The 18,030-nt window shown below is 67.1% G+C and carries 18 protein-coding genes; 14 read left to right on the forward strand and 4 right to left on the reverse strand.

Annotated features, from left to right (window positions below):
- Together Q1K70_RS18525 and Q1K70_RS18530 are read right to left on the reverse strand one after the other, a co-directional pair.
- Positions 1-271: class I SAM-dependent methyltransferase (locus tag Q1K70_RS18525; RefSeq protein ID WP_300162894.1), on the reverse strand; the 271-nt coding region annotated here is incomplete at its 3' end.
- Positions 271-1,434: a BtaA family protein gene (locus Q1K70_RS18530; protein WP_300162897.1), complete on the reverse strand. Its 1,164-nt coding sequence runs from the start codon at positions 1,432-1,434 to the stop codon at positions 271-273. The genes Q1K70_RS18525 and Q1K70_RS18530, both read right to left, overlap by 1 nt.
- 358 nt (positions 1,435-1,792) lie before the next feature.
- Here Q1K70_RS18530 and nifE point away from each other — a divergent pair, with 358 nt between their 5' ends.
- The 9 genes from nifE (at position 1,793) to Q1K70_RS18575 (ending at position 11,388) form a co-directional block, all read left to right on the forward strand.
- The gene (gene nifE / locus Q1K70_RS18535; protein ID WP_300162901.1) at positions 1,793-3,199 is read left to right on the forward strand and encodes a nitrogenase iron-molybdenum cofactor biosynthesis protein NifE; all 1,407 of its coding nucleotides are present in this window, start codon (positions 1,793-1,795) and stop codon (positions 3,197-3,199) included.
- Entirely contained in the window at positions 3,196-4,551 is a 1,356-nt protein-coding gene (locus Q1K70_RS18540) for a nitrogenase component 1 (RefSeq protein ID WP_300162903.1), read from the forward strand. Before nifE ends, Q1K70_RS18540 begins: the two co-directional genes overlap by 4 nt.
- A gap of 12 nt (positions 4,552-4,563) precedes the next feature.
- Entirely contained in the window at positions 4,564-5,844 is a 1,281-nt protein-coding gene (locus tag Q1K70_RS18545; protein WP_300162906.1) for a radical SAM protein, read from the forward strand.
- Positions 5,845-6,080: 236 nt separating this feature from the next.
- Positions 6,081-6,911 (forward strand): tetratricopeptide repeat protein, encoded by an 831-nt coding sequence (locus Q1K70_RS18550; RefSeq protein ID WP_300162909.1) that lies wholly within the window; start codon positions 6,081-6,083, stop codon positions 6,909-6,911.
- Positions 6,908-7,561: a flagellar brake protein gene (locus Q1K70_RS18555; protein ID WP_300162912.1), complete on the forward strand. Its 654-nt coding sequence runs from the start codon at positions 6,908-6,910 to the stop codon at positions 7,559-7,561. The genes Q1K70_RS18550 and Q1K70_RS18555 overlap by 4 nt, the downstream gene beginning before the upstream one ends.
- 522 nt (positions 7,562-8,083) lie before the next feature.
- Positions 8,084-8,752, forward strand: a complete 669-nt coding sequence (gene modB, locus Q1K70_RS18560) for a molybdate ABC transporter permease subunit (protein ID WP_300162915.1) — start codon at positions 8,084-8,086, stop codon at positions 8,750-8,752.
- A 17-nt stretch (positions 8,753-8,769) separates the two neighbouring features.
- Positions 8,770-9,516, forward strand: coding sequence for a molybdate ABC transporter substrate-binding protein (gene modA / locus Q1K70_RS18565; RefSeq protein ID WP_300162918.1), 747 nt, complete (start codon positions 8,770-8,772; stop codon positions 9,514-9,516).
- Between the two features lie 56 nt (positions 9,517-9,572).
- A complete protein-coding gene (locus tag Q1K70_RS18570; RefSeq protein WP_300162921.1) occupies positions 9,573-10,280 on the forward strand; it encodes an ATP-binding cassette domain-containing protein in 708 nt (235 codons plus the stop codon).
- Positions 10,281-10,545: 265 nt separating this feature from the next.
- Positions 10,546-11,388 carry an alpha/beta hydrolase gene (locus Q1K70_RS18575; protein WP_300162924.1) on the forward strand — a complete coding sequence of 281 codons (843 nt, stop codon included), beginning with the start codon at positions 10,546-10,548 and terminating at the stop codon, positions 11,386-11,388.
- On the opposite strand, the gene Q1K70_RS18580 is transcribed toward Q1K70_RS18575, so the two are convergent.
- Positions 11,385-12,173 (reverse strand): 4Fe-4S binding protein, encoded by a 789-nt coding sequence (locus Q1K70_RS18580; protein WP_300162927.1) that lies wholly within the window; start codon positions 12,171-12,173, stop codon positions 11,385-11,387. The two genes, Q1K70_RS18575 and Q1K70_RS18580, sit on opposite strands and share 4 nt — an antisense overlap.
- Positions 12,166-13,020: a substrate-binding domain-containing protein gene (locus Q1K70_RS18585; protein ID WP_300162930.1), complete on the reverse strand. Its 855-nt coding sequence runs from the start codon at positions 13,018-13,020 to the stop codon at positions 12,166-12,168. The genes Q1K70_RS18580 and Q1K70_RS18585 overlap by 8 nt, the downstream gene beginning before the upstream one ends.
- A gap of 217 nt (positions 13,021-13,237) precedes the next feature.
- Here Q1K70_RS18585 and Q1K70_RS18590 point away from each other — a divergent pair, with 217 nt between their 5' ends.
- The 5 genes from Q1K70_RS18590 to dnaK form a co-directional block, all read left to right on the forward strand.
- Positions 13,238-13,936 (forward strand): FadR/GntR family transcriptional regulator, encoded by a 699-nt coding sequence (locus Q1K70_RS18590; protein WP_300162934.1) that lies wholly within the window; start codon positions 13,238-13,240, stop codon positions 13,934-13,936.
- A gap of 243 nt (positions 13,937-14,179) precedes the next feature.
- Positions 14,180-14,542, forward strand: a complete 363-nt coding sequence (locus tag Q1K70_RS18595; RefSeq protein WP_300162937.1) for a hypothetical protein — start codon at positions 14,180-14,182, stop codon at positions 14,540-14,542.
- A gap of 160 nt (positions 14,543-14,702) precedes the next feature.
- Positions 14,703-15,740, forward strand: a complete 1,038-nt coding sequence (gene hrcA / locus Q1K70_RS18600; protein WP_300162940.1) for a heat-inducible transcriptional repressor HrcA — start codon at positions 14,703-14,705, stop codon at positions 15,738-15,740.
- Positions 15,741-15,818: 78 nt separating this feature from the next.
- On the forward strand, positions 15,819-16,343 hold the full coding sequence (locus Q1K70_RS18605; RefSeq protein WP_300162943.1) for a nucleotide exchange factor GrpE: 525 nt from the start codon (positions 15,819-15,821) through the stop codon (positions 16,341-16,343).
- Between the two features lie 161 nt (positions 16,344-16,504).
- On the forward strand, positions 16,505-18,030 hold a 1,526-nt coding region (dnaK, locus tag Q1K70_RS18610; protein ID WP_300162946.1), incomplete at its 3' end, for a molecular chaperone DnaK.

An 18,030-nucleotide genomic window follows, 5' to 3' on the forward strand; every position in this document is an offset into this window, starting at 1 on the left:
TGGCGGCGCGAATGATCATGGGCCGGCACAGGTCGATGCCGGCGAGGGAGGCGGCGGGGAAGGCGCGGGCGAGCCGGGCCAGATTGCGTCCGGTGCCGCAGCCGACTTCCACGATGGAAAGCGGTGCGGACCGGCGCGGCCCCAGGGCGTCGGCGGCCAGGCGCAGCAACCGGTCGCGGCCGAACAGGAAGCTCCAGCGCGTGGCGTCGTAGATGCGCGCGTGCCATTTGTAGTAGCCGTGCAGCGGATTGGGGGAGCAGGCGGCGTCCATCAGGCCACCACCGCCAAGTGCTGGCTGCCGTAGGTGCCGACGCGGTCGTGGCCGTGCAGGGGCTCGGTGATTTCCGGGAAAAAGCGCAGGCGCTCCCGGGCTTCGCCGGGCACGAAGGAGACGTCCAGACCGGCGGTGCGCATGAGGATTTTCGCGGCCGGGGCGGCGCTTTGCAGAATGCGTTCCCATTCCTCGGCCAGGGCGGCCGGGGCATGGCTGGCCATCCAGTCCTGGTGGTCGAGCAGGACGAAGTGGGTGTAGGGGCCGGGATTGGCGGCGAGAAAGCCGCTGAGGGTGTCGGTGTGCGCGGCGAGCCTGGCGACGCGCTCGCGGATGCGGGTGAAATTGGTTTCCTTCAAGTATTCCGGGCAGCAGTCGCGGGTGTAGCGTCCGGTCAGGTAGACGCGCCAGAAGTAGTTCTCGGCCATGGGCGGGCCGGTGAAGACCTGCCGGACCTTGTCGCGCACGAAGCCTTCGAGGCCGCCCGGGTGGGAGCGGCGGATGAGGTCGATCTGGGGGCGCGGCACGCCGAGCAGGGCCATGGTTTCCGGCCGGCCGACGAGCCAGCGGCTGGCGCGGTCCCAGAAGGCCGGCTCGATGGCGTCGAAGACCCGGCGTTGCTCGTCGGGGGAGCGCGCGTTAAGGAGTTCCGGGATGCGGCGACGAAGGCCGGGCTTGAGGGCGCACAAAAGCCGCGAGAAGGCGAAGGCCACCGCCCCGGACGCGCCGTGGTAGTAGAAGGAGCGGGACAGGCGGCCGGCCTTGAAATAGTCGATGTTGGCGTCCCAGAAGGCGCGGGCGTAATCCGGGAGTTGGCGACGCAGGCCCTTGTAGACGGCGGCGCAGTCCGACCCGCCGCCCTCGCCGAAGAACCGGAAGAGTTCATGGTGCGAGGCGTGGAGGAAAAGCGCCCGCTTGAGTTCGAGCAGGGCGTTCTGGCGGAAGTTGACGTCCACGCAGGCCACGCCGGCCGGGTCGTCCAGGAGGTAGTCCAGGGCGTTGTCCCCGGCCGAGGTGATGACCACGACCCGGGCTTCGGGGCCGAGCCCCAGGAGCTTCCTGTCCAGCCGGGGGTCTTCCCAGCAGGTGTTGTAGACGAGGCGGTTGCCGTGGACGAGGCGGAAAAAGGCGTCTTGGAGGCGGGAGCCGAGGGGTTTTGCCATGTGGTGTGCTTGCCTGTTGCTTGCGGCGATGGGATGACGGAAGCGGGATATACAGGACGGGCGGCGGCCGCTGGCGACGGTCGGGTGACGGGATGGAGACAATCCGGCCAAAGGGGCGCGCACCGGGGAGGCGACCACGCCGCCGGAGCCCGGCCGGCGGCCTTATCGAGGACGCGGTCCACGATTTCTTCCCTAACCGTGCTTCTCTCTACATTTCTGTCGCCGCACCTCGTACAAATTTGTTCGCTACATGGTGACGATTTCACTTTAAGTAGTAAAATTGAGCAGATAAATACTGGCATGTTCCTTGTATAATCCCGATGACCCCGACGGCTGGTGACCGGGGAAAGGAGCGTTCATGGAACAGGCCATTTTCGAGGAACGGCGGGATCAGATCCACCGCAAGGGCGAAGGCCCCTTTGAACTGGCGTGCAACCGCGACAGCCTGGCCGGGGCCGTGTCCCAGCGGGCCTGCGTGTTCTGCGGCTCGCGGGTGGTGCTTTATCCCATCGCCGACGCCCTGCACCTGGTGCACGGCCCCATCGGCTGCGCCGTGTACACCTGGGACATCCGGGGTGCGCTGTCCTCGGGCCCGGAGCTGCATCGCCTGAGCTTTTCCACCGATCTCCAGGAAAAAGACGTCATCTTCGGCGGCGAGAAGAAGCTCAAGGCCGCCCTGCTCGAACTCATCGAACGCCACAAGCCCAATGCGGCTTTCGTGTATGCCACCTGCATCGTGGGCATCATCGGCGACGACGTGGGCGCGGTGTGCCGCGACGTGGCCCAACAGACGGGCATCCCGGTCATCCCGGTCCAGTCCGAGGGATTCAAGGGCAACAAGCGCGAAGGCTACGCCGCCGCCTGCAAGGCCATGTTCACCCTGGCCGGCACGGGCGACACGTCCGGCATCAGCCCCGTTTCCGTCAACATCCTCGGCGACTTCAACCTGGCCGGCGAGATCTGGATCATCCGCGAGTACTTCAAGCGCATGGGCGTGGAGGTGGTGGCCAACATCACCGGCGACGGCCGGGTGGCGGACATCAAGCGCTGCCACGGCGCGGCCCTCAACGTGGTGCAGTGCTCCGGGGCCACCATGGAACTGGCCCAGATGATGCAGGAGAAGTTCGGCACGCCGTTTCTGCGCGTGTCCTACCTGGGCATCGAGGACATGGCCGACTCGCTCTACGCCGTGGCCGACCACTTCAAGGACCGCGACCCCGGCATCGTGGAGCGCACCCAGGCCCTGGTGCGCGAGGAACTTTCCAGGCTCCTGCCCGAACTGCACAAGTACCGCCAGGACCTCGAGGGCAAGAAGGTGGCCGTGTACGTCGGCGGCGCGTTCAAGGCCTTTTCGCTCATCAAGGCCTTCCGCCACCTGGGCATGAAGGTCGTGCTGGTCGGCTCCCAGACCGGCACCAAGGAGGACTACGAGGAGTTGGCCGCGATCTGCGACCCGGGCACGGTGATCGTGGACGACTCCAACCCGCTGGAGCTCTCGAAGTTCGTGAAGGAACTCGACGTCGACCTCTTCGTCGGCGGCGTCAAGGAACGGCCCATCGCCCACAAGCTCGGGGTCGGCTTTTGCGACCACAACCACGAGCGCAAGGAAGCCCTGGAAGGCTTCGTGGGCATGCTCAATTTCGCCAAGGAGGTCCACGCCTCGGCCACGAGCCCCATCTGGCGGTTCGTGCCCCGGCGCGAGGCCATGGCCAAGGCCCGGGAAACCCGGACCGCCAAGCGCGCGGCCGGCGGAGAAGGCATATGAGCGATTCGCCCTACGTTTCCACGACCAACGCCTGCAAGCTGTGCACGCCGCTCGGCGCGGCCCTGGCCTTCCGGGGCGTCGAGGGGGCCATTCCGTTCCTGCACGGCTCCCAGGGCTGCGCCACCTACATGCGCCGCTACATCATCAGCCATTTCCGCGAGCCCATGGACATCGCCTCCTCGGCGCTCGGCGAGAAGCAGGCCGTGTTCGGCGGCGGCCCGAACCTCAAGAAGGGCATCCTCAACGTCATGTCCAAGTACGGGGCCAAGGTGGTCGGCGTGGCCACCACCTGCCTGACCGAGACCATCGGCGACGACGTGCCCCGGCTGCTGGCCGAGTTCCGCAAGGAGTTCGGCGACCTGCCCCTGCCGGAAATCGTCAACGTCTCCACTCCGAGCTACTCCGGCACCCACATGGAGGGCTGGCACGCGGCCACGGCGGCGCTGGCTTCCCAGCTGGTGCGGGAAAAGGTCGCGGCCCACAGGCGTGTGAATCTCATCCCCGGCTTCGTCTCCCCGGCCGACCTGCGCTACTTCAAGGAGATCCTGGCCGACTACGGCGTGGCCGCCACGGTGCTGCCCGACATCTCCGAATCCATGGACCGGCCGGCGCTGCTCGACTACGAGAAGCTCCCGGCCGGCGGCACGCCGCTTGCCGACATCCGGGCCATGTCCGGGGCGCTCGGCTCCATCGAATGCGGCCGGGCCGCACACATGGCCGAGAGCGCCGGGGACAACCTCGAACGGCGCTTCGGGGTCAAAAATCACCGCGTGGGCATCCCGGTCGGCATCCGCGAGACCGACGCCTTCTTCGACGCCCTGGAAGCCCTCACCGGCGCGCCCATGCCGGAAAAGTACGCCAGCGAGCGTGGCAAGCTCGTGGACGCCTACGTGGACGGCCACAAGTACGTGGCCGGCAAGCGGGCCATCGTCTACGGCGAGGAGGACATGGTCATCACCATGGTCGCCTTCCTGGCCGAGATCGGGGTCAAGCCGATACTCGCCGCCACCGGGGCCAAGTGCCGCAACTTCAAGCAGGCCCTGGCCGACGTCGTCGAGGGCATCCTGCCCGAACCGCCCGAGGCCCGCGAGGGCGTGGACTTCCACGACATCGCCGAGCAGGCCGCCGACCTGGCCCCGGATTTGCTCGTGGGCCACAGCAAGGGCTACCGCTACGCCAAGGACATGGGCGTGCCGCTCGTGCGCGTGGGCTTCCCCATCCACGACCGCTTCGGCGGCCAGCGCATGCTCCACGTGGGCTACCGCGGCACCCAGGAACTTTTCGATCGTCTGGTCAACACCATCCTCGAACGCAAGCAGGAAGACAGCGCCGTCGGGTACGGCTATCTCTAGAAGGAGCGCGCAATGACCACCCCCCAGAAGGACCTCTCCAAGCACCCCTGCTTCAACAGGGAGTCCGCCGGCTCCTGCGGCCGCGTGCACCTGCCCGTTGCGCCCAAGTGCAACATCATGTGCAACTTCTGCAATCGCAAATACGATTGCGTGAGCGAATCGCGCCCGGGCGTGACCAGCGCCGTGCTCTCCCCGCAGCAGGCCGTGGTCTACATGGAAAAAGTGCTGGAAAAGGAGCCCCGCATCACGGTGGTCGGCATCGCCGGTCCGGGCGACCCCATGGCCAACCCCGAGGCCATGGAGACCATCCGCCTGCTCAAGGACAAGTTCCCGCAGATGCTTTTCTGCCTGTCCACCAACGGCCTGGCCCTGCCGGCCAACGCGGCGGAACTGGCCGATCTGGGCGTGACCCACGTGACCGTGACCGTCAACGCCGTGGACCCCAAGATCGGGGCCAAGGTCTACGCCTGGGCCCGCGACGGCAAAGTCATCCTGCGCGGCGAGGCGGCGGCGAAACTGCTTTTGGAACGCCAGCTGGAAGGCATCAGGATTCTTAAGGAAAAAGGCGTCATCGTCAAATCCAACACCATCGTCATCCCGGGCGTCAACGACCACCACGTGCTGGAAATCTCCAAGAAGCTGTCCGAGCTCGGGGTGGACATCCAGAACATCATGCCCCTTTTCCCGGTGGCCGACACGCCCTTCGCCGAGGTGCCCGCGCCCACGGCCGACATGATCAAGGACCTGCGGGCCAAGGCCGGGGAACTCGTGCCCCAGATGAGCCATTGCAAGCGCTGCCGGGCCGACGCCGTGGGCCTTCTCTGCAACGACCGGTCAAGCGAGCTCGCGCCGCTTCTGGGCGAATGCTCCCGCACCGTTCCCGGGGCCGACCTCGACAAGCGGCCCTACGTGGCCGTGGCCACCCGGGAAGGCATGCTCGTCAACATGCACCTGGGCGAAGCCCACAAGTTCCAGATCTGGAAGCAGGAAGGCATCGGATTTTCCTACGTCGAGGACCGCTGGGCCCCGGATCCCGGCGCGGGCCCCAAGCGCTGGGAGGAACTGGCCAAGGTCCTTTCCGACTGCCGGGCCGTGCTCGTGGCCGCTTTCGGCGAGACGCCACGCAAGGTGCTGACGGCGGGCGGCGTGCTGCCCTACGAATGCTCGGGATTCGTGGAGACGGCCCTGGCCGAGGTCTACGGCGCGGGCGACCTGTCGCTTCTCAAAAGCCGCAAAAAGGGCCTGGGCAAGGCCTGCGGCTGCAGCGGCGGCAGCGGCGAGGGTTGCGGCTGAGATCCGGCCGGCGCAGCCCCTTGCAGTGACGACGACGAGCGGCCCGCCTCGGCAGCGAAGCGGGCCGCTTGTATTGTTTTGACATTTGGGGATTGGATGCATAAAAGGTAACGATGCAGACGCATCGCGGTCCATCACACCGCGATCGCCCCGGGCCGACGCATCCCGGCGTCATGAGGAGAACCCCAACCCCTTCGCGCCACGCTCGTCACCGGTGGCCGCCGAACGCCACCGCCATGGAACAAGAGGAAAAAACGCCGACTCAGGCCGGCGAAGCCCCCCTTTCCGAACCGCTTCCCGACATGGAGGAATGCCGCATCCTCGGCGTCTATTCCATGTCCCGGCATACCAAGACCGGACAAGGAACCACCAGCCGCGAACACGAGCAGAAGACCTACTGGTTCGTGCGCCGCAGTCCCGAGGGCGAACATTACGTCCAGGCCCTCAACGCCAATTCCATCCCGTCCGGTCCGGTCACAGCCGTGGCCAAGGGCGAATTCCTCGCCAATTACAAGCCCGAATCCGGCTACTACGAAAAACGCTGCCTGCCGTTCATCGAATCGCTTAAGAAAAAGATCGCCCTGGCCGAAAAGCATTTGGCCGAGGAAGACCTGGACGGCGCGGAAAAGGAATTCCTCAAGGCCCTGCTGCTCGACGAGAAGCACCCCAAGGCCAACATCGAGCTCGGCAAGATCTATCTCGACAAAGGCGACGGCAAAAAGCTCGCCGCGGCGTTGCGGCGCATCTTCGACATCGACGTGCTGTTCACGGAGCAGGAACGGCACCTGTTCAACGAATTCGCCATCAGCCTGCGCAAGGAAAAGCGCTTCGCCGAGTCCGTGTCCTTTTACGAGAAGGCTCTGGAGCGCAACGCCGACGACGAGCACCTGCATTTCAACATGGCCCGGGCCCATGCCGAGGCCGGCGACGCGGCCGCAGCCAAGCGCCACCTGGAACAGGCCCTCGCCCTGCGCCCCGATTTCGAACCGGCTCGGCGGTTTCTCGAACACCTCCGCGACGGCGAACCGCTGCCGGACATCACGGCGCCTGAAGGGATCGACGCATGACCGCCCTGAACCCGGCCACCCTGCACTGCCCCCCAGGCACGAAGATGATCCTCGAAGTCGGCGGGATCGAGGACAAGCTGCAGTCCCATTGCGTGGGCTACCAGCGCAACCGCTTCGTCATCGCCCAGATGCCGGCGCAAACCGAGGCCGGGCGCGAGGCGCTCTACCAGCTCCTGTATCCGGACGCCGGCGTCATCGCCCGCTACCTCCACGAAGGTACCGTGGTGGGCTTTTCGGCCAAGGTCATCAAGTGGATCCAGGTGCCCTTTCCCCTGATCTTCCTCACCTATCCAGCCCGGCTCGAATCCATGGACCTGCGCCGCCACCGGCGCGTGGTCTGCTGCATTCCCGGGCAGGCCCGCTTCGGCGAGGCGACCTTTTCCGGCATGCTGCTGGACCTCAGCCTTTCCGGCTGCCAGTTCTCCATGATTCTGGACGGCGCCGCGCCGCAGATCAAGATCGACGACGCGCTGGAGCTGCGCTGTGAGCTTTTCGGTCCGGCCGAAAGCGCCGGCATCTCCTGCACCGCCATGCGCGTGTCCGTCTCGGGCCGTCGCCTGGAGATCGGGCTCAGGTTCCGCTCCCTGCCCCCGGCCGCCAAGGAGGCGCTGGCCACCTACCTCCAGGCCGCCCTGTCCGTGCTCGGCTGACGCCCCGGCCCGACGGGCATGATGCAAAAACGTAGCCTGTCCCTTCCATTTTGCAGCCGCGCCCGCCCGGCGCGTCGCACCGTCGCGACCCTCGGGCTTCGCGGCCGGGCCCGGCGCGCCTGTTCGGCCGGGGACAAAGGTTTCGCCGTCATCCGGCACTCCTTTTGCATTTTTCCGATCAACCCAGGAGGTCCCCATGCTCGTCGCCCTGCTGCTGTCGCTTTTCAGGCCGTGCCCGGCTCCCGTCCTCGCGCCGGTTCCCGTCCGCGTCCGGCAAGCGGGCAGCCGCGCCAGGCAGCGGCTCCCGATACACCGTCACTGATGCCGCTCGGCATAAGGCCAGCGAACTCCCGCACAAGGAGGCATGCGACAAGTGACACGCATTAAGTAAAACAAGTGTGACTCTGTACAGAACGGCAACCTTTCCCTATCCTTTCCGATACTGGATCGAGGCAGCCTGCCGCGCCCTTGTCCTCGAACGTTCACGCCTGCGGACGCCCGCGGTCCGCGAGAGATGACGCCATGCTCGACGCAGACGTGCTGCCGCCGCTTATGCTCACCCTCAAGGTCTCGACCCTGGCCACGGCCCTGGCCACGGTTCCGGCCGTGGCGCTGGCCAGGCTGGCCAGGGTGCGCGAGTTTCCCGGCCGCGACTTGGTCGACGCCGTCCTGACCCTGCCCATGGTGCTGCCGCCCACGGTGCTCGGCTACTACATCATCGTTGTGCTCGGCCGCCGGGGGGTGCTCGGCTCCTACCTGTGGGACGTCTTCGGCGTGAGCATCATGTTCACCTGGGAGGGCGCGGTGATCGCGGCGGCGGTGGTGGCCTTTCCCCTGGTCTACCGCTCGGCCAGGGCGGCCTTCGAGGGCGTGGACGAGAACTTCGAGAATGCGGCCAGAACGCTCGGCGCGACGGAGACGGCCATCTTCTTCCGCGTCTCCATGCCCCTGGCCATGCGCGGCCTGGTGGCCGGCATCATGCTGGCCCTGGCCCGGGCCATGGGGGAATTCGGCGCCACGCTCATGGTGGCCGGCAACCTGCCCGGCAAGACGCAGACCCTGTCGCTGGCCGTGTACAGCGCCACCCAGGCCGGCAACGACGCCCTGGCCAACGAACTGGTGCTGCTCATCTCCGCGGTTTGCGTGACTCTGCTCGTCATCGTGGCCAAGATCATCAAACCCAAAGTGTAGGAAGGAGGATGCCCCAAATGAAAAAAATCCTGTTGACCCTGGCGATCGCCCTGCTGACGGCCCTTCCGGCCCAGGCCGCCGACCTGACCGTTTCCGCCGCCGCGAGCCTCACCGACGCGTTCAACGAGATGAAGCCCGCCTTCGCCAAGGACCATCCGGACATCAACCTCGTCTTCAACTTCGCCGCCTCGGGCACCCTGCTCTCCCAGATGGAAAAGGGCGCGCCCGTGGACGTCTTCGCTTCGGCCGACCAGAAGACCATGGACCAGGCCGTGGAGAAAAAGCTCATCGACGTGCCGACCCGCGCCAACTTCGTGCAGAACGCCCTGGTCCTGTCCGTGCCCGCCGGGAATCCGGCCAAGGTCAAGGACCTGACCGGCCTGGCCGCCGCCCAGGTCAAGCGCATCGCCATCGGCAACCCGGACTCCGTGCCCGTGGGCCGCTACACCAAGGCAGCCCTGACCAAGCTCGGCCAGTGGGACGCCCTATCCCCTAAGTTCGTCATGGCCGAATCCGTGCGCCAGGTCCTCGACTACCTGTCGCGCGGCGAAGTGGACGCCGGCTTCGTCTACGCCACCGACGCCAAGCAGGGCGGCGACAAGGTCAAGGTCATCGTCGAGGTGCCCGTGGAAACCCCGGTCATCTACCCCATCGCCGTGGTGACCGGCAGCGCCCATGCCAAGGACGCCGCCACCTTCGTCTCCTTCGTCACCGGCCCCAAGGGCCAGGCCATCCTGGCCAAGTACGGCTTCAAGAAACCCTAGCGGACCGTTCGCGCGCTCCCGGCCCCGGCCGGGAGCGCGCCCCACAGGAAACGACCATGCGCATCACCGTGGACATCAAGAAGGCCTACAAGAACGCGGCGCGCGATTTCCACCTACACGCCGCCTTTTCCACCACGGACAACCGCGTGGTCCTCTTCGGCCCCTCGGGCTCGGGCAAGACCCTGACCCTGCGGGCCATCGCCGGCCTCATGCGGCCCGATTCCGGGGCCATCACCCTGGACGGGCGCACGTTGTGCGACAGCGCCGGGAGCGTCTTTTTGCCCCCGCGCGACCGCCGCATCGGCTACCTGTTCCAGGACTACGCGCTTTTTCCCCACCTGACCGTGGAGCAAAACGTGGCCTTCGGCCTCACCCCCCTTTTCGGCCGGCTCTCCGCGGCCAACCGCGACCGCGTGGCCTCCGTCATGGACCTCTTCGGCATCGGCTGCCTGGCCAAGTCCCGGCCGGCGCGCATTTCCGGCGGCCAGCGCCAGCGCGTGGCCCTGGCCCGGGCGCTGGTCGGCGAGCCGAGCGCCCTGCTCCTGGACGAGCCCTTCTCGGCGCTGGACATCCCCCTGCGTCAGCGGGTGCGGGTGGAGCTGGCCGGCATCCTGAGCCGCCTGGACATCCCGCTCGTCATGGTCACCCACGACCCGGCCGACGTGGCCTTTTTCGGCGGCGACGTGGTGAGCTACCACGAGGGCAAGGTCCTCGAGGTCCAGCCCGCCGAGGTCATGCGCCGCACCATGGTCCGGGTGGCCTGACCCGGCCGCCGACCCCCCGTGCGCCGCTTCGCCGGCCCGCTTTCCCGAACCGCCTTCCCTCGAATCCGATGCCGTCGGACGACGCGAGAGACCGTATTGCCTGCCCTCAAGCCCGGTGGCGCGTTTGCGGCGGCGGAGACGGCATGCGGCCTGACCGCAAGTGCGCCGGCGCGTCCCTGCGCGCCGGCAGCGGGGCGCATTGACGCGGCCGGAGCCGGAGCGTAAATTCCAAGGATGCGCACCGCGAACGCTTCCCGGGCCAGCCATGGCTAGCCTGTCCGCCTGGACCACGGTTCCCGTCACCTCGGCCAACCTCGACACCGTGCTGGCGGTGGCCTCCGACGCCGCCTACCGCGACGACGCCAGCCTCATCACCAGCCTGACCTCGGCCGGCCTGACCCAGCTCGACCTCACGGGAAGCGGCACGGGAACCTACGTGGCGGGAAACGCCGCCTTCGACGCCTGGACCACCGTGGTCAACGGCGAGCCGGCCGCCATCATCGCCTTTCGCGGCACGGACGACATCGACTACAGCCTCGACGGCTTAAGCGCCTACCTGGGCAGCGAGGACGCGGCCTACTGGTTCGACACCAAGGGCTATTACGACCTGCTGGCCGGGGGCGTGGCCGCCTTCGACGCGGCGGTCTCGGCTCTCGGCATCGATCAGGTCTACGTGACCGGGCACAGCCTCGGCGGCGCGGCGGCCCAGGCCTACATGGCCGTGCACCCGGACACGGCGCAGACGTCGTACACGGCCGTGATCTTCGGGTCGCTGGGGCTTTCCGGCGACGGGACCTGGTCGACGGACGGGCGCATCACCGACTTCGCCGACGCCTCGGACTTCACCAACTCGCTCGGCACGCAGACCGCCGGGCTCACCATCACCGTGTCCACGGGCGGGGCCACGGCCTCCTCGGGGCTCGACCTGTCCACGCTTCTAAGCGACCCGGCCTCCTACCTCGACACCCACTCCATCGACCTCTTCGCCGCCGACGCCGCCGCCTACGACGCGGCCAGGGCCGGCATCGCCGCCACGGACACGACGACCTTCTTCACGGCCAAGGCCAGCTACAACGGCCTGACCCTGGCCGTGTCCTCCTCGCTCTAATCCGCCTTGCCGCCGGCTTCCCGGGGCTTGCGGCCGAAGCCGATGGCCCCGGCCGGGCAGACGTGCAGGCAGTCGCCGCAGTTGGTGCAGTCGGCCTCCTCGGGCCGGGTGGTCAGCTCGCAGACCTTGTCGCATCTGCCGCAGCCGTTGCAGGCGCTGGTCTTGAAGACCTTGAAGAAGGCCACTCCCTTGAGCGCCTCCAGCACCCCGCCCGTGGGGCAGGCGAACCGGCACCAGGCCGCGGAGAAGACGAGGCCCAGGGCCAGAAAACCCAGGATCACCGCCGTGCGCACGAGCCACAGCGTATCCGCGTGCTCGAAGGTGAGCGCCACGGACTCGAAAAAGGCCCCCACCCGGATGGGCACGTCGGCCCGGGGCTGGTGCATGGCGTAGTAGACGTAGAGACACGCCGCCACGGCCAGGTACTTGCCGTACCCTGTCAGGCGCACGAGCCTGCCGCCGAAGCGGCGGCCAAGGGGCGCGACCTTGCCGAGGAGCTGCACGGCCAGGCCGCCGGGACAGGCCCAGCCGCAAAAGGCCCGGCCGACCAGGAGCACCGAAAGCGGCAACAGCAGCCAGAAGCCCCAGAACATGGAAAGCAGCCGGCCGTGGCAGGTGATGACCGGACAGTTCTGGCAACTGACGTAGGGCACGACGAAGGGGCAGCGCAGCACGCCGTACAGGGACCACTGGCCGAGCACGGCCGCGCCGGCCACCTGGACGGCCCGCCGCCACCAGCGCAGGCTCGTGGTTGTCGCCTTGGCGGCGACGGCAGTCTCAGACATCCTTGACTCCATACTGTTCCACCAGTTGCCTGCCCTTGTCGGAAACGGCCGGAACGAACCCCTGGCGCTCGAAATGGGCCTGCCCTTCGGGAGAAAGGAGGAATTCGGCGTAGCGCGCGGCCAGGGCCTTGTTCGCGGCGCTTTCCATGACGCCCACGGTGAAGGTCATGGGCGGCGGCGGGAAGAACTTCGGGTCGATGGGCACGATGTCCACCCGGCCGGCGAACTGGGGCAGGCGCGTGACCCGCAGCTCCACCACCGAGACGTCGCCACGGCCGGAAACGATCTCGTCCATGACCCGCTGCACACAGGTGCCCTTGGCCACGTCGTTTTTCTGCGCCGCCTCGAGCACGCCGGCTTTTTTGAGCAGGGCCAGGGCGGCCGCGCCGCCCGGGGGCGAAGCCTCGGGGGCGAGCACGACCTTGACCCCGGGCCGGCCCAGGTCCTCCACGGCCTTGATCCCGGCCGGGTTGCCGGGCGGCGTGACCAGGACGTACTGGGTGAAGCAAAGCGATTTGAACCAGGCCATCTTGCCGGCCGCCCGCAGCTTCTTGGCCAGGTCCAGCACCCGGCCGGCGAAGACGTCGGTGGTGGCCGACGCCAGCAGCGACTTGCCGAGCGCCGCGGCAAAGGCCCCGGTGTAGGCCACCTTGCAGCCGCTTTGCGCCTCGAACTGCAGATTCGCCGGCATCATGGCCTCGGCCAAGCCGCCGCACGACCAGACCCGAAGCACTTCCCCGGACGCCTGGGCCCGGGCCGGCGCGGCCCCGCACAACAGGCCGCAGGCCGCGACCCCGGCGGTCTTGAGAAACCGCCGGCGGCCGCAACGATCGGACATATTCCGCATAAATTCCCTCCTTGCCCCACGAGGGCGTCGAAGGGGATTTCGTAGCAATGCGGGATGAATTGATCCAATACGTTAAAACTATGCGTTCATCGGAGTCGATCGGGCGTGACTATCGCCGCCCGTCGCAGCCACGACGGCGGTCCCGACAGGAATCACGGCCGGGGGACTTGACAGGCCGGGGGCGTCCGTTTACCTTGATTGAGGAGATCATCAGACGATGCCTTCGCGACTCACCCCCGTCCGCTCGAGAAAGCTCGGCGACCTCGTCATCCAGCAGATCCAGGAGAAGATCTCCCTGGGGGTCTTCCCGCCGGGGAGCAAGATCCCCACGGAGCCGACGCTCATGACCCAGCTGGGCGTGGGCCGCTCCACCGTGCGCGAGGCCATCCGGGTGCTGGTCAGCGCCGGCCTTCTGGAAGTGCGCCAGGGCGACGGCACCTACGTCCTGGACCGCAAGTCCGGGCACGAGCCTCTGGAATACCGGCTGCGCCGGGCCAAGGCCGAGGAGATCCGCGAGGTGCGCCGCATCATCGAGGTGGAAACGGCCAGGCTCGCCGCCAAAAACAGGAGCCAGGCCGACATCACGGCCATGCGCGAGCACCTGGAGCACAAACGCGTCGCCATGAGCGTCGGCGACACCCACGGCTACGTCGAGGCCGACATCGCCTTCCACTCCGCCGTGGCCGCAGCCAGCGGCAACAGCCTCCTCGCCGACCTCTACCGCAGCTTCTGCATGGTCTTCCAAGACTTCCTGGACAGCCTCATCGCCGACCGCGGCGTCAACCAGTACCAGGACCGCATCCATACGGGCCTGGTCGACGCCATCGCCGACCGCGACGCGGACAAGGCCGTGGGCTTCGCCCTGGAAGCCCTGGACCGCACTACCAACGACGCCAAGGAAGCGGCGCCCGAATGAGGCTCTGCTTTTTTATGGACTACAAACATCAGATGATAGGATCAGCATCTGTCCCAGCCGCCCAAGCGGACGTTCTCGCCGGCCGGGGAAGGCGCTGTTAGAAACAAAACTGGAGAAATCCAACGGGTGAACGGATAGCGTGGCGATCATCGGGGCATGATGCCCGTTGTAACGCATGATCCGCGACCATCCGAAAACGACGCCCGCCGCAGTGCGACGGACGCCGACTTGCCGGAGTTTTTCATGCGCATGCACAAATCGGTTTTGTATGTCCTGTTCCCCGCCTTCCTGTGCTATTATGTGGCCGTGGCCCATGCCTCCCTGCAAAAGGACGCTTTGGCCGGCCCCAGCAGCGCCTTTTCCCAGATGCGCCTGCGCATGCCCCGCCTGGCCGTGCCGGCCTGCCTGACGGACACGGTGAAACGGGGCATGGACGGCCTGCGCCAGGCCGTGACCGAGGCCGGCCTCATGCGTGACTCCCGGCCGAGCCCCGAACAGGCCCGCCGCGACTTCGTGGCCCTGTGGAAGGACCTTGATCCGGCCCGGCACGCCGTGCCGACGCCGGCCGGGCCGGCCTTTTCCATCCTGCTCCCCGGCCAGGACTGAAGCCGGCGAAGCGGCACGGCCCACCTGCCGCACCAGCATTATAATTGATTGATTTTACAGGAAATCGTCGCATTTTTTCCCCACCTTCCCTTGACACGCCCCGATTGGATTGTTACCCGTTTGGCACTCATGACTGCGGAGTGCCAAACGGAGTAGCGCCATGCCGCTTCTGGACAGGGAACAAGCCGTACTGACCACCATCATCGAGGCCTACGTCGCCTCGGCCGCGCCGGTGGGGTCTCGCGCCGTGTCCAAGCTTTCTCCGCTGGGGCTTTCGCCGGCCTCGATCCGCAACATCATGGCCGACCTGACCGACGCCGGTTACCTGGCCCAGCCCCACACCTCGGCCGGACGCGTGCCCACGGCCAAGGCCTTCCGCTTCTACCTCGACACGGTCATGCGCCCCGCGCCCGTGTCTGTGGACGACGAGCGCCGCATCGCCGACGACCTGTCCACGGCCGGACACGATGTGGGCGACATGCTGCGCCGGGCCTCGCGCCTGCTTTCCGGCCTGTCGCTGCAGGTGGCAATGGTGGTCGTGCCCAACGAATCCTCGGCCCGCTGGAAGCGCATCGATTTCTCCCTGCTCAACGCCGGCTTGGTCATGGTGCTCCTGGTGCTCCAGGGCGGACTCGTGCGCACGCGCATCATCGAGACCGATCCCGACGTCACGGCCGACGACCTGGTCAGCTGCGCCAACTACTTGAACCACCTCTTCGCGGACATGACCGTGGCCCAGGCGCGCACGCGCCTGGTTGCCGAGATGGAGCAGGCCAGGCGTACGCTGGACGACCTGTGCCGCCGGGCCCTGACCATGGCCCAGCGCGCCTTCGAGCAGCAGCGCGAGGCGGCCTGCGAGGTCATCGTGGACGGGACGCCCAACATCCTGTCGCAGCCCGAATTCACCGACGCCGAGCACGTGCGAGAGGTCATGCGCGTGCTCGAAGAGCGCACGATCCTGCTCGAACTCCTGGACAAAACCGCAAATGAACTTAAAACGGTCATAACCATCGGCGACGAATCGGACAGAACCGTGCTGGCCGAGCTTGGCGTCATCACCGCGCCCTACGGCACGGGCGGCCTGCCGCTCGGGGCCATCGGCGTCATCGGGCCCCTGCGCATGGACTACGCCAAGCTCGTGCCCGTGGTGAACTGCACGGCCGCCGCCCTGACGCGGCTTCTCGACCGGCACTTTTAACGACGAAGACTCGCGCGCCCGGTTCGGCCGGCCCCGGCCGGCCTTTTTTCACGCCCGGCGCGACATCGTGGAGGATGCATGGCCCCTGAAGACATCACCAATACCCCCGAGGCAGCCCAGACTCCCGGCGACGGCCCCGCGCCGACCCCGGAGGAGGAGATCGAACAGCTGCGCGCCGCCCTGGCCGCCGAATCCGACCGCCGCCTGCGCAGCCTGGCCGAAACGGAAAATCTCAAAAAGCGCCTTCTCAAGGAAAAGGAGGAGTTCCAGAAATACGCCACGGAATCCCTGGTGTCGGAACTCCTGCCGGTCCTCGACCACCTGGATCTGGCCCTGGCCCACGGCAAGGGGCTCGAGGCCTGCAAGGACTTCGTGGTCGGCGTGGACATGACGCGCAAGGCCTTCCTGGACATCCTGGGCCGCCACGGCGTGGCCGAATTCGGGGCCGTGGGCGAGACCTTCAACCCCGAGTCCCATGAGGCCCTGGGCATGGCCGACCGGCCCGACCTGCCGGGCGACGCCGTGGCGCAGGTGGTGCAGAAGGGCTTCACCCTGCGGGGCAGGCTGCTGCGCCCGGCCAAGGTCATGGTCAACAAGGCCTAGGGGGCCGAAGGCCCGCCATTGGGCCGGTCGAGGGCGCTTTTTTTCGCCAAAAGCCCCTTTACTCACCCGAAACGGGCCTTATATGTCCCCCTGTCACCTGGATAACATCCGCCCGCCACGGCGGAACATCATACCGGAACCCCTAAGGAGGAAAGGCTATCATGGGTAAGATCATCGGGATCGACCTCGGGACCACCAACTCCTGCGTCTACGTCATGGAGGGCAAGGACCCGAAGTGCGTCACCAACCCCGAGGGAGGCCGCACCACCCCGTCCATCGTGGCCTTTACCAAGGAGCGGCTGGTGGGCGAAATCGCCAAGCGCCAGGCCGTGACCAACCCCGAGCGGACCATCTTCGCCATCAAGCGCCTCATGGGCCGTCGCTTCGACGCCCCGGAAGTCGGGAAATGGCTTGCGCATTGCCCCTACAAGATCGTCGAAGGCACGGGCGGCGACGCCTATGTCGAGGTCGAGGGCAAAAAATACAGCCCGGCCGAAATTTCGGCCATCATCCTCGGCAAGCTCAAAAAGGACGCCGAAGCCTACCTGGGCGAACCCGTGTCCGAAGCCGTCATCACCGTGCCGGCCTACTTCAACGACGCCCAGCGCCAGGCCACCAAGGACGCTGGCCGCATCGCCGGCCTCGAGGTCAAGCGCATCATCAACGAGCCCACGGCCGCCTCCCTGGCCTACGGCTTCGACAAGAAGTCCAACGAGAAGATCGCCGTCTTCGACCTCGGCGGCGGCACCTTCGACATCTCCATCCTGGAAGTCGGCGACAACGTCGTCGAGGTCCGGGCCACAAACGGCGACACCTTCCTCGGCGGTGAAGACTTCGACCAGCGCGTCATCAATTACCTGGTCGAGGAATTCAAGAAGGAGACCGGCATCGACCTGGCCCAGGACCGCATGGCCCTGCAGCGCCTCAAGGAAGCCGGCGAGAAGGCCAAGAAGGAACTGTCCACGGCCATGGAGACCGAGGTCAACCTGCCGTTCATCACGGCCGACGCCTCCGGTCCCAAGCACATGATGGTCAAGCTCACCCGCGGCAAGCTGGAGTCCCTGGTCCACGACCTGGTCCAGCGCACCGTGGAGCCCTGCCGCAAGGCCCTGGCCGACGCCGGCCTCAAGGCCGCGGACATCGACGAGGTCGTGCTCGTCGGCGGCATGACCCGCATGCCGCTGGTGCAAAAGACCGTGCAGGAGTTCTTCGGCAAGGAGCCCAACCGCTCGGTCAACCCCGACGAGGTCGTGGCCATGGGCGCGGCCATCCAGGGCGGCATCCTGGCCGGCGACGTCAAGGACGTGCTGCTGCTCGACGTGACCCCGCTGTCGCTCGGCATCGAGACGCTCGGCGGCGTGTTCACCAAGCTCATCGACCGCAACACCACCATCCCGACCCGCAAGAGCCAGGTGTTCACCACCGCGGCCGACAACCAGCCCTCGGTGTCCATCCACGTGCTCCAGGGCGAGCGCCCCATGGCCGGCGACAACATGACGCTCGGGCGCTTCGAGCTGACCGGCCTGCCGCCGGCGGCCCGCGGCATCCCGCAGATCGAGGTCACCTTCGACATCGACGCCAACGGCATCGTCAACGTCTCGGCCAAGGACACCGGCACGGGCAAGGAGCAGTCCATCCGCATCACGGCCTCCTCGGGCCTGTCGGAATCCGACATCCAGAAGCTCAT

It is taken from the genome of Solidesulfovibrio sp. (assembly GCF_029978005.1).
Taxonomy (GTDB): domain Bacteria; phylum Desulfobacterota; class Desulfovibrionia; order Desulfovibrionales; family Desulfovibrionaceae; genus Solidesulfovibrio.

Bases quoted from the DNA above. Each gene is read 5' to 3' on its own strand.
- Q1K70_RS18530 (WP_300162897.1), bottom strand. From the start codon at position 1,434: ATGGCAAAACCCCTCGGCTCCCGCCTCCAAGACGCCTTTTTCCGCCTC.
- nifE (WP_300162901.1), top strand. From the start codon at position 1,793: ATGGAACAGGCCATTTTCGAGGAACGGCGGGATCAGATCCACCGCAAG.
- Q1K70_RS18540 (WP_300162903.1), top strand. From the start codon at position 3,196: ATGAGCGATTCGCCCTACGTTTCCACGACCAACGCCTGCAAGCTGTGC.
- Q1K70_RS18545 (WP_300162906.1), top strand. From the start codon at position 4,564: ATGACCACCCCCCAGAAGGACCTCTCCAAGCACCCCTGCTTCAACAGG.
- Q1K70_RS18550 (WP_300162909.1), top strand. From the start codon at position 6,081: ATGGAACAAGAGGAAAAAACGCCGACTCAGGCCGGCGAAGCCCCCCTT.
- Q1K70_RS18555 (WP_300162912.1), top strand. From the start codon at position 6,908: ATGACCGCCCTGAACCCGGCCACCCTGCACTGCCCCCCAGGCACGAAG.
- modB (WP_300162915.1), top strand. From the start codon at position 8,084: ATGCTCGACGCAGACGTGCTGCCGCCGCTTATGCTCACCCTCAAGGTC.
- modA (WP_300162918.1), top strand. From the start codon at position 8,770: ATGAAAAAAATCCTGTTGACCCTGGCGATCGCCCTGCTGACGGCCCTT.
- Q1K70_RS18570 (WP_300162921.1), top strand. From the start codon at position 9,573: ATGCGCATCACCGTGGACATCAAGAAGGCCTACAAGAACGCGGCGCGC.
- Q1K70_RS18575 (WP_300162924.1), top strand. From the start codon at position 10,546: ATGGCTAGCCTGTCCGCCTGGACCACGGTTCCCGTCACCTCGGCCAAC.
- Q1K70_RS18580 (WP_300162927.1), bottom strand. From the start codon at position 12,173: ATGTCTGAGACTGCCGTCGCCGCCAAGGCGACAACCACGAGCCTGCGC.
- Q1K70_RS18585 (WP_300162930.1), bottom strand. From the start codon at position 13,020: ATGCGGAATATGTCCGATCGTTGCGGCCGCCGGCGGTTTCTCAAGACC.
- Q1K70_RS18590 (WP_300162934.1), top strand. From the start codon at position 13,238: ATGCCTTCGCGACTCACCCCCGTCCGCTCGAGAAAGCTCGGCGACCTC.
- Q1K70_RS18595 (WP_300162937.1), top strand. From the start codon at position 14,180: ATGCGCATGCACAAATCGGTTTTGTATGTCCTGTTCCCCGCCTTCCTG.
- hrcA (WP_300162940.1), top strand. From the start codon at position 14,703: ATGCCGCTTCTGGACAGGGAACAAGCCGTACTGACCACCATCATCGAG.
- Q1K70_RS18605 (WP_300162943.1), top strand. From the start codon at position 15,819: ATGGCCCCTGAAGACATCACCAATACCCCCGAGGCAGCCCAGACTCCC.